The organism is Streptomyces montanus, from assembly GCF_005786655.1.
GTDB classification, from domain to species: domain Bacteria; phylum Actinomycetota; class Actinomycetes; order Streptomycetales; family Streptomycetaceae; genus Streptomyces; species Streptomyces sporangiiformans.
The window spans coordinates 41,410-56,467 of record NZ_VBZC01000016.1 but is presented as its reverse complement, the minus strand read 5'-3'; the positions used below and the strand labels follow the sequence as shown (position 1 = coordinate 56,467).

At 69.0% G+C, this 15,058-nt stretch carries 12 protein-coding genes and 3 pseudogenes; 9 read left to right on the top strand and 6 right to left on the bottom strand.

Going from position 1 to position 15,058, the window contains the following annotated elements:
• Positions 1–93 precede the first annotated feature (93 nt).
• A complete protein-coding gene (locus FE633_RS47210; RefSeq protein ID WP_171059974.1) occupies positions 94–264 on the top strand; it encodes a hypothetical protein in 171 nt (56 codons plus the stop codon).
• Between the two features lie 10 nt (positions 265–274).
• Here FE633_RS47210 and FE633_RS16550 read toward each other — a convergent pair whose 3' ends face one another.
• A complete protein-coding gene (locus tag FE633_RS16550) occupies positions 275–997 on the bottom strand; it encodes a dienelactone hydrolase family protein (protein ID WP_138045918.1) in 723 nt (240 codons plus the stop codon).
• Between the two features lie 236 nt (positions 998–1,233).
• Positions 1,234–2,100 (bottom strand): calcium-binding protein, encoded by an 867-nt coding sequence (locus FE633_RS16545; protein WP_171059973.1) that lies wholly within the window; start codon positions 2,098–2,100, stop codon positions 1,234–1,236.
• 468 nt (positions 2,101–2,568) lie between these two features.
• On the opposite strand from FE633_RS16545, the gene FE633_RS16540 reads away from it, so the two are divergent.
• The 3 genes from FE633_RS16540 (at position 2,569) to FE633_RS16530 (ending at position 6,452) form a co-directional block, all read left to right on the top strand.
• Positions 2,569–3,528, top strand: coding sequence for a 5-dehydro-4-deoxyglucarate dehydratase (locus FE633_RS16540; RefSeq protein WP_138045917.1), 960 nt, complete (start codon positions 2,569–2,571; stop codon positions 3,526–3,528).
• A gap of 157 nt (positions 3,529–3,685) precedes the next feature.
• Positions 3,686–5,023, top strand: coding sequence for a gluconate:H+ symporter (locus FE633_RS16535; protein ID WP_138045916.1), 1,338 nt, complete (start codon positions 3,686–3,688; stop codon positions 5,021–5,023).
• Positions 5,024–5,123: 100 nt separating this feature from the next.
• Entirely contained in the window at positions 5,124–6,452 is a 1,329-nt protein-coding gene (locus FE633_RS16530) for an enolase C-terminal domain-like protein (protein WP_138046007.1), read from the top strand.
• Positions 6,453–6,513: 61 nt separating this feature from the next.
• Here the strand turns inward: FE633_RS16530 and FE633_RS16525 are convergent.
• A pseudogene (locus FE633_RS16525) lies at positions 6,514–7,059 on the bottom strand (N-acetyltransferase family protein); the annotation flags it as partial.
• Between the two features lie 427 nt (positions 7,060–7,486).
• On the opposite strand from FE633_RS16525, the gene FE633_RS16520 reads away from it, so the two are divergent.
• Entirely contained in the window at positions 7,487–8,149 is a 663-nt protein-coding gene (locus FE633_RS16520; protein ID WP_138045914.1) for a pyridoxamine 5'-phosphate oxidase family protein, read from the top strand.
• Between the two features lie 71 nt (positions 8,150–8,220).
• On the opposite strand, the gene FE633_RS16515 is transcribed toward FE633_RS16520, so the two are convergent.
• A complete protein-coding gene (locus FE633_RS16515; protein WP_138045913.1) occupies positions 8,221–9,057 on the bottom strand; it encodes a helix-turn-helix domain-containing protein in 837 nt (278 codons plus the stop codon).
• Between the two features lie 112 nt (positions 9,058–9,169).
• Here FE633_RS16515 and FE633_RS16510 point away from each other — a divergent pair, with 112 nt between their 5' ends.
• Positions 9,170–9,766: an NADPH-dependent FMN reductase gene (locus FE633_RS16510; protein ID WP_138046006.1), complete on the top strand. Its 597-nt coding sequence runs from the start codon at positions 9,170–9,172 to the stop codon at positions 9,764–9,766.
• Positions 9,767–10,003: 237 nt separating this feature from the next.
• Here FE633_RS16510 and FE633_RS48415 read toward each other — a convergent pair.
• Positions 10,004–10,270: pseudogene (locus FE633_RS48415) on the bottom strand (LysM peptidoglycan-binding domain-containing protein); the annotation flags it as partial.
• 299 nt (positions 10,271–10,569) lie between these two features.
• Here FE633_RS48415 and FE633_RS16500 point away from each other — a divergent pair.
• The 3 genes and pseudogenes from FE633_RS16500 (at position 10,570) to FE633_RS16490 (ending at position 13,839) form a co-directional block, all read left to right on the top strand.
• Positions 10,570–11,460, top strand: coding sequence for an alkaline phosphatase family protein (locus FE633_RS16500; RefSeq protein WP_138045912.1), 891 nt, complete (start codon positions 10,570–10,572; stop codon positions 11,458–11,460).
• Between the two features lie 5 nt (positions 11,461–11,465).
• A complete protein-coding gene (locus FE633_RS16495) occupies positions 11,466–12,737 on the top strand; it encodes an MFS transporter (RefSeq protein ID WP_138045911.1) in 1,272 nt (423 codons plus the stop codon).
• 68 nt (positions 12,738–12,805) lie between these two features.
• Positions 12,806–13,839, top strand: a pseudogene (locus FE633_RS16490) (TolB family protein).
• Between the two features lie 22 nt (positions 13,840–13,861).
• On the opposite strand, the gene FE633_RS16485 reads toward FE633_RS16490, so the two are convergent.
• A complete protein-coding gene (locus FE633_RS16485) occupies positions 13,862–15,031 on the bottom strand; it encodes an epoxide hydrolase family protein (RefSeq protein WP_138045910.1) in 1,170 nt (389 codons plus the stop codon).
• Between the last annotated feature and the right edge of the window lie 27 nt (positions 15,032–15,058).

The following is a 15,058-nucleotide window of genomic DNA, read 5'->3' as shown; positions in this document are numbered from 1 at the left end:
GCGGAACTCATCGGTGGATTTCGGAACTCGCATCGAGCACCAGGCCGAAGCCGGGGGAACAGCTGTCAAGGCCGGTTGAAAAGTGGACCAGTCGTGGGCAAAGACCTCGACGCCCGCCCGCCACGAACATCGCCGACGCCTGCCGGTACCGCCGCGATCGGGGCGGTCGTGCATCTGCCGGCCACCGCCATCGAGGAGGGCCGGGACCTGTCCTCGATGAGCGGCAACCTGGCCGACACCGCCTACCGGCTGCTGCCGGCCTGACGGCCCGGCCTCACTTCAGGTGCCGGCCGAAGAACCGGTTCCCGTCGTCCGTCTCGAACCACGGGGTGCCGGTGTGTCCGCCCAGATTGGCGTGCAGCGTCTTCTCCTTGGTGCCGAAGGCGTCGAACAGGTCCAGGGCCCGCTGCCGGGGGTTCCCTTCGTCGTCCCACTGCAGCAGGAGCAGCAGCGGAATGGTGACCTGCCGGGCCTCCTCGCGCTGGGCGCGGGGCACGTAACCCCCGGCGAAGAAACCGGCAGCCGCGATGCGCGGCTCGGCCACCGCAAGGCGGATGCCGAGGGCGGTCCACCCCGAGTACCCGACCGGGCCGCCGATCTCGGGCAGCGAAAGGAGGGCGTCCAGGGTGGTCCGCCAGTCCGGGACCGCCTTTTCGACCAGCGGGCCGATGAAGGACTCGAAGATCTCGTCGACCGGCTCGCCGGCCTGCATCGCCCGGCGGAGGTCGGCGCGGGCCTGCTCGTCGGCGGCGGAACGGGGCCGGTCACCGCACCCGGCGGCGTCGATGGAGGCCACCGCGTAGCCGCGCGCCGCGGTGTACCGGGCCCGGGCCACCAGCCGGGGTTCCGCCTTGGGCAGGCCGTTGTTGTGGGCCATCAGGATCAGCGGGGCCGGTGCGGCGGATCCAGGCGTCCACAGGGTGCCGGGGATCTCGCCGAGGGTGAACTCGCGTTCGAGGACGCCGTCGTCGAGGCGCTTCTCGGAAGTGAATCGCATGGTCGTGCCTTTCGGGAGAGCTCGCGAACGGCGCTCCCGGACGACCTATCGCCCGACCGTGACCCCGGAGGAGAGCACCCATGTCGATACTTCGTTCACGGGTACCACCTCCTCGTTCTCTCGCACGGCCTCCGGAAAGCTAGCAGTGGTCGCCGCGGGCCGCCAACAGGTTTTTGCGGAGGCTCCGTGGCCGGATGCCACGGAGCCACTCGCCTGAGCGCGACAGGTGAGAACCGTCAGTCCTGACGGACGATGTTGTTGCCCGGGCCGCCGGAGAGCGTGTCCGTGCCGGGCCCGCCGTACAGCTCGTCGTCGCCGCTGTTGCCCCACATCCGGTCAGCGCCGCCGTTTCCGTGCAGGATGTCGTTGCCCCTGCCGCCGTACAGCTCGTCGTCGCCGTCCCCGCCGTAGACCGTGTCGTCGCCGTCGTCGCCTCGCAGCAGCTGGTCGCTCTCGCCGCCGTGGATCACGTCGTCGCCCGCGTTGGCATTCACGACTCCGCCTTCGCCGTTGGCGTAGACCGTGTCGTCGCCGTCACCGCCCCCGGCGTACCCGAACGTGCCCACCGTGATGATGTCGTCGCCCGCGCCGCCCCGGACGCTGCTGCCGTCGACTCGCCTGCCGGTGTCGCTGGTCCCCTTGTCGTTGCCGTCGCCGAGCTCGATGGTGTTGAAGTAGTAGATCTGGTCGGTTGCGTTGTCGACGGAGACGGTGTCGTCGCCGTCGCCGAGGTCCATCTCCATGGAGTCGAGCGGGGACTGGCTCTCAGGGGCCTCGACTGTGCAGGAGATCTTGGTGGTGTCCGCGCTGTCGGGGTAGCCGCAGCCGTTCCCGGCGTTGATCGGGACGACGTCGTCGATCACATAGGTGAACTGGGTGCGGTCGCTGGTGAACGACTGGGTGATGGCCACCTGGTTGGCCTGGCCGGGGGCGGCTGTGTAGGTGAGGTGCCAGCCGTACTCGTTCACTGCGGCGGTGGCCGTCGGCTCCGCGGCGCCGGCCGTGCCCGCCAGGGCGATCGGAACGGCCAGCCCTATGCCGAGAACCGGCGTCAGACCCGATAAAGCGCGTAACACCCGGCGGCTGACGAGGCGAGAGGACATTACATAACCTCCATGAGGCAGTTGTGGATCCTTTCGCCATGCGTGACCCATAGGGCAGGTGCTTGGTTGCCTGCGGCACAGAAGTGCGTCCGCCCTTTCACGGTGGAGACAGCGGGAGCGACCTGCGATTTTCGATTGAATTCACCTGCCCGTCACGCTTCAGGAAAGGCGAGCACGGCAAGAACACGCGGGTGCCCTCACGGATCGGGTTCCCGGCCCGGTTTCGTGAAGATATTGCGACCGTGCGTCCCTGCGGTCTTGCCGTCGACGCCCAACTCAAGGGATCCGTACCGTTGCTGGATCGGCGCGCTGCGGCTTCCGGGGCGTCGGCTTCACTCAGGGGCCCCTCTGCTCTCCGGCGCTGGCCCGTCGTAAATCCGCGTCGTCGAACCCATTGACCCCTTCTCGTTCATAGACCTAGCCTCCATCCTCATACATAGACGCCATCTGCATATGAGGACAGGGTTCATGGCACGGATCAGCGCGGAGTCCGGAGTCGTTGCGCAACGGATGCGTGACGGTATGGCGGGCGGGGTGCTGTCCTTCCCGCTCACGAGCTTTCGGGACGACGGCAGCTTCGACCTGGAGTCGTACCGGGCGTACGTGACGGCCCAGTTGGCCACGGCGCCGGGCGCGGTGTTCCCGGCCTGCGGGACGGGGGAGTTCTTCTCGCTGGACGAGGACGAGTACCGCGCGGTCGTCGCGGCCACGGTCGAGGTCGCCGACGGACGCATGCCGGTCGTCGCGGGCATCGGCTACGGCTGGGCGCAGGCGATCCGGTTCGCCCGGATCGCGGAAGAGGCGGGCGCGGACGCCGCGTTGGTCCTGCCGCACTACCTGGTCCAGGCACCGCAGGACGGTCTGGTCGAGCAGGTACGCCGGATCGCCGCCGGCACCCGGTTGCCGCTCGTCGCGTACCAGCGCGGCCAGGTCGCCTTCACGCCGGACGGCCTGCGCCGGATCGCGGACATCCCCACCGTCATCGGCCTCAAGGACGGGCACAGCGACCTCGACCGGCTGCAACGTCTCACGCTCACGGCGCCCGACGGTTTCCTCTTCTTCAACGGAGCCTCCACCGCCGAGATCCAGGCCCGCGCCTACGCCACGGTGGGTGTTCCCGCCTACTCGTCGGCCGTCCATGCCTTCGCGCCCGAAATCGCGAACGCCTTCTTCACCGCTCTGCGGGACGGGGACGACGCGCGTGTGAACAAGCTCCTGCGGGACTTCTACGTGCCTTTGGTCGAGCTGCGCGACCGGGTGCCGGGCTACGCGGTCTCACTGGTCAAGGCCGCCGCCCGGCTGCGCGGCCTCCCGGTCGGCCCGGTACGCGCCCCGCTCACGGATCCCGGCCCGGACGACCTCGCCGATCTGGCAAAGGTCCTCGACGACGGCCTGAGCCTCGTGGGCGCCGCACGACGGCCCGTCTGACGAGCCCGCGCACACCTTCTCATCCCACATCCCCACATCCCCTCATCCCCCGCTCGTAACCAATCGCCTCGCGTCACTGCCCTGACGCTCCTCCATGCCGCCCGACGGTCCGGCGGAGCCTCCGGCTACTTGATCCACAGTTCAAAGGGGAACTGCCATGCCACTCCTCGTAGTCGGGATCAGCGTTCTGATTCTGCTCCTCCTCATGACCAAGCTGAGACTGAACGGCTTCGCCGCCCTCCTGCTCGTGGCGGTCGGCGTCGGGCTGGTCCAGGGGATCCCGGTGGCGACCATCCCGGACGTCCTTTCGGCCGGCATCGGCGACCAGATCGGCGACACGATGCTCACCATCGGGCTCGGTGCCATGGTCGGCCGTGTCATGGGGGACTCGGGCGCCGCGCAGCGCATCGCCGGCAAGATACTCGACGCCTTCGGCCCGCGGTGGGTGCAAGTGGCCATGGTGGTCACGTCCATGCTCATCGGCGTGACCATGTTCTACGAGGTCGCCTTCATCATCATCGTGCCCATCGCGTTCACCCTCGTCAGAGTGACCGGCGCGAAACTGCTGTGGGTCGGGCTGCCGATGTCGATCACCTTGTCCACCATGCACAGCTTCCTGCCGCCGCACCCCGGTCCCACCGCCGTGGCCGCGACCTTCCACGCCTCCGCCGGCCAGACGCTGTTCTACGGACTCTTCATCGCCGTACCGGCCGGTGCGCTCATCGCGCTCGCGTGGCCGCGCCTTCCGTTCATCAGGCGGATGAACCCCTCTGTCCCCAAGGGCCTGGTCAGTGAGCGCGAGTTCGCCGACGAGGAGATGCCGGGGCTGGGCTGGTCGCTGTTGGTGGCCCTCTTCCCCGTGGTGCTGATCGCCGGGGCCGCGGTGACCGACATGGCCACCTCCGGCGAGAGCCCGTTCCTGCACTTCGTCGCCTTCATCGGCTCGGCACCGATCGCCCTCATGCTGACCCTGTGCCTGGCCATCTGGGCGTTCGGGCCGCGCATCGGCCGCAGCATGGCAGACGTCAGCGCCTCCTGCGCCTCGGCGGCCCAGGCGATGGCGATGATCCTCCTGGTGATCGGCGCCGGCGGCGCCTTCAAGAACGTCCTCGTCGAAGGCGGGATCTCCGACTACATCAAGGACGCCACGGACAGCTGGTCCATCTCGCCGATCATCCTCGCGTGGCTCATCGCGGTCATCCTCCGCGTGGCCCTCGGCTCGGCCACGGTCGCCGTCGTCACGGCCTCCGGTGTGGTGCTGCCGCTCCTCGCGGGCAGCGGGATCCACCCCGAGATCATGGTGCTGGCCGTCTCCTGCGGCTCGATCGCCTTCTCCCACGTCAACGACCCCGGATTCTGGCTGTTCAAGGAGTACTTCAACCTCTCGGTCATCGAGGCGATCAAGGTCCGCACCACCTATACGACGGTCCTCGCGATCCTCGGACTGGGCGGCGTCCTGGCGCTCGAGTGGGCCCTCGACGTCCTCAGCCTGTGAGCCCCGGCAGCCTGTGAGCCCAGACAGTCTGTGAGGCCGGGCAGCCTGTGAGCCCCGGCCCCGATCACCTTCGTACACAAGGATGTTGACGAGCATGAGTATCAGTCAGCCGACCGTCACCGAGTTCGCCGTCTACCCGGTCGCAGGCCGTGACTGCATGGAGCTGAACCTCTCCGGTGCCCACGGACCCTTCTTCACCCGCAACATCGTCGTTCTCAAGGACTCCGAGGGCCGTACGGGACTGGGGGAGGTACCCGGCGGCGAGAAGATCACCCAGACACTGCGCGATGCCGAATCCCTCGTCGTCGGTGCGAAGGTGGGCGACTACAAGCGCGTCCTGCGCGAGATCGGTGACCGGTTCGCCGATCGCGACTCGGGCGGACGCGGCGCCCAGACCTTCGACCTGCGCACCACCGTGCACGCCGTCACGGCCGTCGAGTCGGCGCTGCTCGATCTCCTGGGCCAGCACCTCGACGTGCCGGTCGCGGCCCTCCTCGGCGACGGCCAACAGCGCGACTCCGTACGGGTGTTGGGTTACCTCTTCTATGTCGGCGACCCCGATCGCACCGACCTGGAGTACGTCCGCGAGCCCGACTCGGCCGTCGACTGGTACCGCATCCGGCACGAGGAGGCCCTCACGCCCGAGACGATCGTCCGGCAGGCCGAGGCCGCCTACGACCTGTACGGCTTCCGCGACTTCAAGCTCAAGGGCGGTGTCCTGGAGGGCGCCGAGGAGGTCAGGGCCGTACGGGCGCTGAAGGACCGCTTTCCCGAGGCCCGGATCACTCTCGACCCGAACGGCGCGTGGTCGCTGCGCGAGGCGATCGAGCTCTGCGAGCCCCTCGTCGGCACGCTCGCCTACGCCGAGGACCCGTGCGGGGCGGAGGGCGGCTACTCCGGTCGCGAGATCCTCGCCGAGTTCCGCCGCGCCACCGGTCTCCCCACGGCGACCAACATGATCGCCACCGACTGGCGGCAGATGACCCACGCCCTGGCCCTGCAGTCGGTCTCCATCCCGCTGGCCGACCCGCACTTCTGGACCATGCAGGGCTCGGTACGTGTGGCCCAGTTGTGCAACGCGATGGGCCTGACGTGGGGCTGCCACTCGAACAACCACTTCGACATCTCCCTCGCCATGGTGACCCACTGCGGAGCCGCGGCCCCAGGTGAGTACAACGCCCTGGACACGCACTGGATCTGGCAGGAAGGGCTGGAGCGGCTGACCACTGCCCCGCCGCGCATCATCGGCGGCGAGATAGCCGTCCCGGACGCCCCCGGCCTGGGAGTCCGCATCGACATGGACCGGCTCCTCGCGGCCCATGACCTCTACCAGGAGAAGGCGCTGGGGGCGCGAGACGACGCCATCGGAATGCGGTACCTCATCCCCGACTGGGAGTTCGACGGCAAACGCCCCTGCCTTGTGCGCTGAGTGTCCTGGGCCTGCCCTGCCCTCTCCTGCCGTGCGCAAGAGCCTGAGGCGATGTGACCAGTCAACAGGCTCGCTCGTACTCGACCTGGCCGAGCGGGTTGCCGTCGCCGTAGTCGAAGGTGCGCGCGGCGCCGGACTCGGTGAAGCCGCACTTGGCGTAGAAGCGGCGGGACTGTGGAGTGTCGCGCAGCGTCCACAGGTGTACTCGAGCGAATCCGTCGTCGTGAAGCCGGCGCAGCGTCTCGGTCATCAGTGAGGCGGCGATGCCGCTGCCCCAGCCGTCGGGATGGCAGTAGAAGCTGAAGATCTCTGCGAGACCTGGCCGAGTCGGGGACGGGTGCAGGAAGGACAGCGCCAGGGGGCGGCCATCCAGTACGGCGAGCAGGATCGTCCCTGTGCCCTCCGCGATCCGCTCGTGCCACCGTGTACGCCTGCTCAGGACCGCGTGCGCGGCGAACTCCGGCTGGAAGAACGGGGCGTGGGATGCCTCCCAGGCTGCGGCGTGAATCTCGCCGAGCGCGTCGCCGTCCTCCGGACAGGCACAACGAACCTCGATCATCCGATCACCCCTACTCATCGTGCTCAGTCTCGCCGCTCGGCGACCATCTCGGCGTCGTCGCGGACATCATCCTCATAGTCCGGCTCATCCCCGGCGAGTGCCGCCGGCTCGGGCCCACCTCCAGGCCCTGCACCGGGTCATTCCCGAGCAGCAGTACCGGAAGTGGACGGAGCTTCCCCGTACTGAGCAGGAGCCTGATGCGATGCCGCCGACTACTATGGCGGCGCCAGATGACGAACCGGTCCCAGGTAGCGGGTCTCAGAGCGCCGCAGGCAAGCCGCGGCGCACCGGAAACCCGCGTTCAAGTTCGTCGCGTCCGTCGCGTCCGTCGCGTTCGGCGACGCCGAGGAGGCGATTCCCCACAGTGAACGATGGTGTCGGCGGGACAGGCCGGGCGCAGACCTGAGTCCGCGCCGCATCGTTCGACGAGCTGGTGTCCCTGCGGAGTTACTGAAACACCCCTTCAGGAGAATCGGTGAACCACGATGAGCGGGCAGATCGGCCCGGAAGCCACGGCGAGCACCAGGTCCAGCGGGAGCTGGACACTGTCGTCCGAGCCGACCGGTTCTACGACGAGCAGGTACTCGACCGGCTCAACCCACGGATGAGGGCGTTCGTGGCCCGCCAGGAGATGTTCTTCCTCGCCACGGCGGACAGCAACGGCGAGTGCGACAGCACCTTCCGGGCCGGTCCGCACGGCTTTCTCCAGGTATTGGACGACATGACGTTGGCGTACCCGGAGTATCGCGGCAATGGTGTCATGGCCTCGCTCGGCAACATCCGGGAGAACCCGCACGTCGGCATCCTGATGATCGACTTCGCCCGGGACCGAATTGGCTTGCATGTCAACGGTCGGGCCCAGTTGGTCACTGATGAGTGGATGCGCCAGAAGCATCCGGATCTGCCGGTCGATCCAGTACCCGGCCGCCGCCCCCAGATGTGGGTGGAGGTGGAGGTCGAGGAGGCATACATCCACTGCTCGAAGCACATACCGCGGCTGGTCGGGGCGCCCGTGCGGCACAACGACAACGATCCCGGCTGTGCGGCCGACGACGACGATCAGGCCTGGGGCACCGATGACGTCAAGCGCAAGGGCGGCGACTACTTCGGAGCCGCGAGCGAGGCCCGGTCGGGCTGACGTCGCACGGGAACGCGCGGGAACTCCCGGGAACCCGGGGCGGCCGGACGTCGGATGACGGTCAGGGCGGGTTACGAGATGGCCCGGAGCCGGCTCCGGGGCCGGCGGCGGAGTTGGTCGATGGCCTGGGCCGTCTTCTCATCCGCGGGGAGGAAGACGACCAGTTGTTGGGCGTCCGAGGAGAGTTCGAGCGTCTCGCGGAGCAGCTGGAGTTCGCCCCCGGACGGGTGGTTGAGGCGGAGAGCTCCACGACGCGGAACCACGTGACGGTTCAGGCGGCGCGTGAAGTCGGGGCCGGCGATGGGGGCGAGTTCTGTGCTGAACCACTCGGAGTTCTCGACGGATGGTGCGAGCCACAGGTCGAAGGCCTGCTCGTCCGCGACGTCGTCCCAGTCGGCGAAGAACGTCCGGGCGCGAGGGTCGGTGAAGACATAGCGGGTGAGGTTCGGGACGTCTGCGTCGAGCAGTCCGGTTTCGCTTGTCACCGACTCGTAGCCGCTGGTGTGGGCGAGGACGTCGCCCAGCCGGTTGGTCACCATGGCGATCCCCGGTTCAAGGAGGCGGAGTGTCTCCAGGACCGATGGACGGACGTCGCGGCGCGGTGGTGCGGGCGGGCGGTGAGCGGAACATTCCCCGCCAGTGATCTTGGCGAGGTAGCGCAGGTGGTTGCGTTCCGCGGGGTCGAGGCTGAGCGCATCGGCGAGCGCGTTCACCACCGCCACCGACGGATTGCGGTCACGGCCCTGTTCCATACGGGTCAGGTATTCGACGCTGATGCCGGCCCGCGCGGCGAGATCCGAGCGCCGCAGACCCGGTGACCGGCGGCGACCGTGATCCGGCAGTCCCAGCGATTCCGGCTGGATGCTGTCGCGCTTGGCCCGGATGAAATCCCCTAACGGCGTGCCCATGCGGTGAGCATACGGCGCTGCCCGCTGATCGCGGAGTGTTCAGACTGGCCCTGTGGGGGCCAGCCTGAGCACGGTCTGGTTGGAGTCACGCTGCGGCCTGATCGTGGTGGGCATGGAGAAGAACAAGCACAAGCTGGTGATCATCGTGGGAAGCGTCCGGGACGGACGGTTCGGCCCGGTTGTGGCCTCGTGGGTCGCCGAACAGGCCGGCATGCACGGTGGTTTCGATGTGGAAGTCGTCGATCTGGCCGAGATCGACATCCCGTTGGCGCTGCCTGCGGCATCGCCGAAGTTCGCCGGCGATGATTACCCCCGTCCGGCCGGGATGGCGGCACTGACGTCGGCTCTGGAGGGCGCTGACGCGTTCATCGTGGTCACGCCGGAGTACAACCACAGCTATCCCGCGTCGTTGAAGGCGGCCATCGACTGGCACTTCACCCAGTGGACGGCCAAGCCCGTCGCTTTCGTCAGCTACGGCGGTGCGGCAGGTGGCCGGCACGCCGTGCTGCACCTGGAGAACGTGCTGACCGAGTTGCATGCGGTGACGATTCGCGATGGTCTCGCCTTCCCGAACTACTTCACGGCGTGGCAGGACGGTCGTCCCCTCGACCCTGAGGCCCCCGGGTACGCCAAGACGGTGCTCGACCAGTTGGCCTGGTGGTCGGCCGCGCTCCGGTCGGCACGTGACGCCGCTCCCTACCCGGCGTAAGCGCGGCGACGAGGAAGTGCCTCCCGCTCGGGCGCACCGATCCGCGGGTCGGCAGGCTTTGCGTGTCGACTCATCGAATGCCCCTGCCAGCTTGGTACCGAAGTGCGAGGCCACGGCTTGAAGGAAGGGCGCGGCAGCCATCGCTGCGCCGATGGTCCAAAGAGCATCAACGCTCCCACCGCCCTGCTGGAGCCGTTCGGTCTGTAACTGGTGCGAGGGAATATCGGGCAGACGGACGTTCTGCGAGGCCTCGTGCGCCTCGTCGGGCATCTCGACGAGCTCACCGCCGTGTGCGTCGCCGGGCATCTTCAGGATCCAGCCGGGCTGGATCAGACCGTTCTCGGAGAAGGGCGAACCGTCCGGCTGGACGCGGTTCTTGTTGAGCTCGTAAATCTCCCCGTACCGGCGTCCGTCCCCGAGATGCCGCTCGGCGATCTCCCAGAGCGAGTCGTGATGACGCGTGTGGGGAGGCCGAATCCGGAAGTGCTTGGGGTCGCGTCCCGCGCCCGCGGCCGCCTCCTCATCCCGAGCCGTACGGGTCTTGCACTTGAGACGCGCGCCGGGTGCGGTGCCGTTCCGCGGTGCGGTGCAGCGCAGTGCACCGCACCGTCGGCGGTGGGATGGTGCCCTCTTGACGTGCGCTTTGCTGGGATGGTGACGCCTTGACGTGGGCTTTGCCCGGCGGGGCCCAGCGTTCGTACGAGCTTCACCCACGACGCGCGGCCGGGTCCCCCTGAGGGCGCCTAGGGTTACGGCGCTCCCACCCCCCCCGTACGTCCGTCACTTCTGTCCGGAGGACAGTTATGACCGCCGTCAAGGCACCCAAGCGCATCAGACGCCCTCTCGCCGCACTCGCCGGGGCCGTAGCCCTCACCGCCACGTCGATCGGCCTGTGGGCCGCCACAGTATCCACCGCTCAGGCCGCCGGCCTCCCGGCCCCCGACCACGTGGTGGTCGTGGTGATGGAGAACCACGCGTACTCGCAGGTGATCGGTAGTTCCAGCGCCCCGTACATCAACAACACCCTCAAGGCGGGTGGCGCCAACCTCACCCAGTCCTACGGCCTCACCCACCCCAGCGAGCCGAACTACTACATGCTGTTCTCGGGCTCCAACCAGGGCCGCACCGACGACAGTTGCGTGAGCGTCGGTTCCATCTCCAAGCCCAACCTCGCCTCCGAGCTGATCGCCGCCGGTAAGACCTGGGCGAGCTACAACGAGTCGCTGCCCAGCCAGGGTTCGACGACCTGCAGCAGCGGCAACTACGCGCAGAAGCACAACCCGTGGTTCGGCTTCTCCAATGTGCCGACGAGCAGCGCGAAGACCATGGCGCAGTTCCCGACCGACTACACCACCCTGCCGAAGGTCTCCTTCGTCGTACCGAACCTGTGCAGTGACATGCACGACTGCTCGGTCTCCACGGGCGACACCTGGATCAAGAACAAGCTGGGCGCCTACGCCACCTGGGCCAAGACCCACAACAGCGTCCTCGCCGTCACCTTCGACGAGGACAACAGGCTCTCCGGCAACCGCATCCCCACCGTCTTCTACGGGCAGCACGTCGCCCCCGGCAGCTCCAGCTCCACCACCTACAACCACTACAACGTCCTGCGCACCGTGGAGGACCTGGCCGGTCTGACCACGCACGCGGGCAACGCCGGCTCCGCGTCCGACATCACCGGCATCTGGAACTGACGCCCGTGTATCTCGCGGACTCCCGCAGCACCAAGGCCGCCGTCGCCCCGGACACCCGTCCGGGGCGGCGGCCGGCCGCCGTGCCCGGCACCGTGCTGGCCCTGGGTGCGGTCAGCCTGATCACGGACATCTCCTCGGAGATGGTCACGGCCGTTCTGCCCCTCTATGTGGTCGCGGGCCTCGGCCTGTCGCCGCTCGGTTTCGGGCTCCTTGACGGCATCAACAACGGCGTCGGGGCCCTGGTCCGGCTGGCCGGCGGCCACCTCGCCGACCGGGGAGGCCGCCGGCACAAGGTCGTGGCGGGCCTCGGCTACGGCCTGTCGGCGGTGTGCAAGCCGTTGCTGCTGCTCGCCCACAGCCTCCCCGTGATCAGCGCCGTGCTCGCGGCCGACCGCACCGGCAAAGGGCTGCGCACCGCGCCCAGGGACGCGATGATCTCGCTGGCCACCGAACCCGAGCACCGGGGACGGGCGTTCGGGGTGCACCGTGCCATGGACACCACCGGCGCGCTGCTCGGCCCGCTCGTCGCCTTCGCCGTACTGCGGGCCACCGTCGACGGCTACGACGCGGTCTTCGCGGTCAGCGGCTGCGTCGCCGCGGTCGGGGTACTGGTGCTGGTGCTCTTCGTGCCCCGCGACATCACCCCCGACACCGGTGCCGTACGGCAGTCCGAGCCCACCCGGCCCGCGCTGCGTGACTCGCTCGGGCTGCTGCGCCGCCCGGAGCTGCGCCGGCTCACCCTGTGCGCGGGCCTGCTCGGCCTGACCACCGTCAGTGACTCCTTCCTGTATCTGCTGCTCCAGCGCGAAGGGGACCTGCCCGCCCACCTGTTCCCGCTGCTGCCGCTGGGCACGGCCGCCGTCTTCCTGCTGCTCGCCGTCCCGCTCGGCGCACTCGCCGACCGCATCAGCCGCCGCCGGCTCTTCCTGGCCGGCCACGGCGTCCTGCTGCTCGGCTACGGTCTGGTGCTTTCCCCTTGGCACGGTGTCCCGGCCGTGGTCGCCGTCCTCGTGCTGCACGGCACCTTCTACGCGGCCACCGACGGAGTACTCGCGGCCGCCACCGCGGGGGCCGTCCCGGCGCAGCACCAGGGCGCCGGGCAGGCGCTGGTGGGCACCGGCCAGGCGCTGGCCCGGTTCGCCTGCTCGCTCGCCTTCGGCGCGGCCTGGAGCCTGTGGGGCGGGCGGTCCGCCCTCGCCGTCACCGCCGCCGCACTCACCGTCAGCGCCGTCGTGGCCTCGTTCGTGCTCCGTACCGCCGATGAGGTGCCCGCATGACCAAGGCCAAGAACAAGACCAAGAACAAGACCAAGAACAAGACCAAGAACAAGAACAAGAACAGGACCATGACCAGAACCACCCGCCTGGTGATCCTGCTGGCCGCCGTCCTGCTGCTCGGGGCGGTCGGTACCGGGGCGGTGCTGCACGCCGCCCACCGGTCGGGCATGCGCGACCAGCAGCAGGCGGACGGTCCGACCGTGCGCGCCGGTACCGTCTCGCTCCGGCCGACGGCCGGTGCGAGACGGCTGCTGGTACGCAACCTTGCCTGGGGCCCGCACCGCGACGAGATCGCCACCGTGCCGGCCGACCATCCGCGGGGGCCGCGCACCGCGTCGGGCGTCAAGTGCCTGCGTTTCCACGCGGCAGCCGGTACCGGCATCTGCCTGCAGGCCGTGCACGGCGCACTGGATGACAGCTACCGGGCGGTGGTACTCGACTCGCACCTGCACGAGCTGCACCACTTCCCGGCGGCGGGCATCCCCACCCGGGCCCGGGTCTCGCCGTCCGGCCACCTGGTCGCCTGGTCGCCTGGACGGTCTTCGTCAGCGGAGACTCCTATGCCGGCACCAACTTCTCCACCCGCACCGCCATCGTCGACACTCGCACCTGGGCGATCGACGACAACCTGGAGACCTTCCACGTCATCAAGGACGGCCGCCCCTACCGCGCCGCGGACATCAACATCTGGGGTGTCACGTTCGCCGACGACAGCCGCTTCTACGCCACGCTGGCGACCGGTGGCCAGACCTATCTCGTCCGGGGTGACGTCGCCGCACGCACCCTCACCACGCTGCACGGCAATGTCGAATGCCCCTCGCTCTCGCCCGACGGCACCCGGATCGCCTACAAGAAACGCGTCAAGGGGGCCTCACCCGACGCCCCCTGGCGGCTGTACGTCCTCGACCTGCGCACCATGACGGAGACGGCGACCGCCGAGCAGCGCAACATCGACGACCAGGCGCTGTGGGCCGACGACTCCGCCCTTGTCTACGCTCTCCCCGGCGATTACGGCTCGGACCTGTGGACCGTGCCCGCCGACGGCACCGGCGCGGCCCGCCGGCTGATGACCTCCGCAGTCGCCCCCGCCTACCTGGGGTGACAGGCCGGGGCACGATCCTTCTTCAGCGCAGGTTCCGGAGGAAGGTCTGGAGGTCTGTGAGGAGGAGGTCGGGGGTCTCCAGGCCGGGGAAGTGACCGCCGCGGGGGAACTCCGTCCAGTGGACGATGTTGTCGACCCGTTCGGCGAGGTGCCGTACGGGCACGGAGGTGTCGGCCGGGAAGGAGGCCAGGCCGGTCGGGGTGGGGGAGGGTTCGGTGGCGCCCGCGAAGCCCGTGCCCGCGTGCGCGGTCTCGTAGTAGAGCCGGGCGGAGGACGTGGCAGTGCCGGTGAGCCAGTAGAGCATGACGTTGGTCAGCAGGGTGTCGCGGCCGATGGCTTCCTCCGGTGACTCGCGGCAGTCGGAGAAGGCTTTGAACTTCTCGATGATCCAGGCGAGTTGGCCGACCGGGGAGTCGGTGAGGGCGAACCCCAGCGTCTGCGGGCGCGTGGACTGCAGAATGCCGTAGCCCATCTCCTCACGCTGGTTGTGGGCTCGGCGGGCGACCGAAGCGCGCATGCGGTCGATCTCCGCTTCGGTGAGGCCGGCCGCCTCCTGCTCCGTCGGCTCGGCGGTGGCCATGGCGGACAGGAGCATGGTCACATGCACCCCGGCCACCTGGTCGGGGTGGAGGCGGCCCCACTCGCGGGCGATCATCGCGCCCCAGTCGCTGCCGTGGAGGGCGTACCGGTCGTATCCGAGGCGGCGCATCAACTCGGCACCGGCATGGGCGATGCGAACGATGTCCCATCCCGGGGCGCGGGTCGGTCCGGACAGTCCGAAGCCGGGCAGGGACAGGACGACGACGTCGAGGCCGTCGGCGGTGAGCGGATCGACGAGGGCGGCGTGTTCGAGGATCGAGCCGGGCCATCCGTGCATGAGGACCACGGGCAGCGCGTCCGGCCTGGGGGAACGGGCGTGGACGAAGTGGAGGTTCGCGCCGTCGATCTCGGTGCTGAACTGGGGCAGCTTGTTCAGTTCGGCCTCGTGGGCACGCCAGTCGTACGAGTGGCGCCAGAAGGCGGCGAGGTCCCTGAGGTAGGCGGGGGGCACACCCTGGCTCCAGCCGGTACCGGGTAACTCGTCGTCGGGCCAGCGGGTTCGGTCCAGCCGGTCATGCAGATCGTCCAGGGCCGCCGACGGGATGCCGATGCGGAAGGGGGTGATGTGGGTGGAGGGCTTTTCCGCGCTCATGGGGTCACCGTAAGCACCATTCCGGCG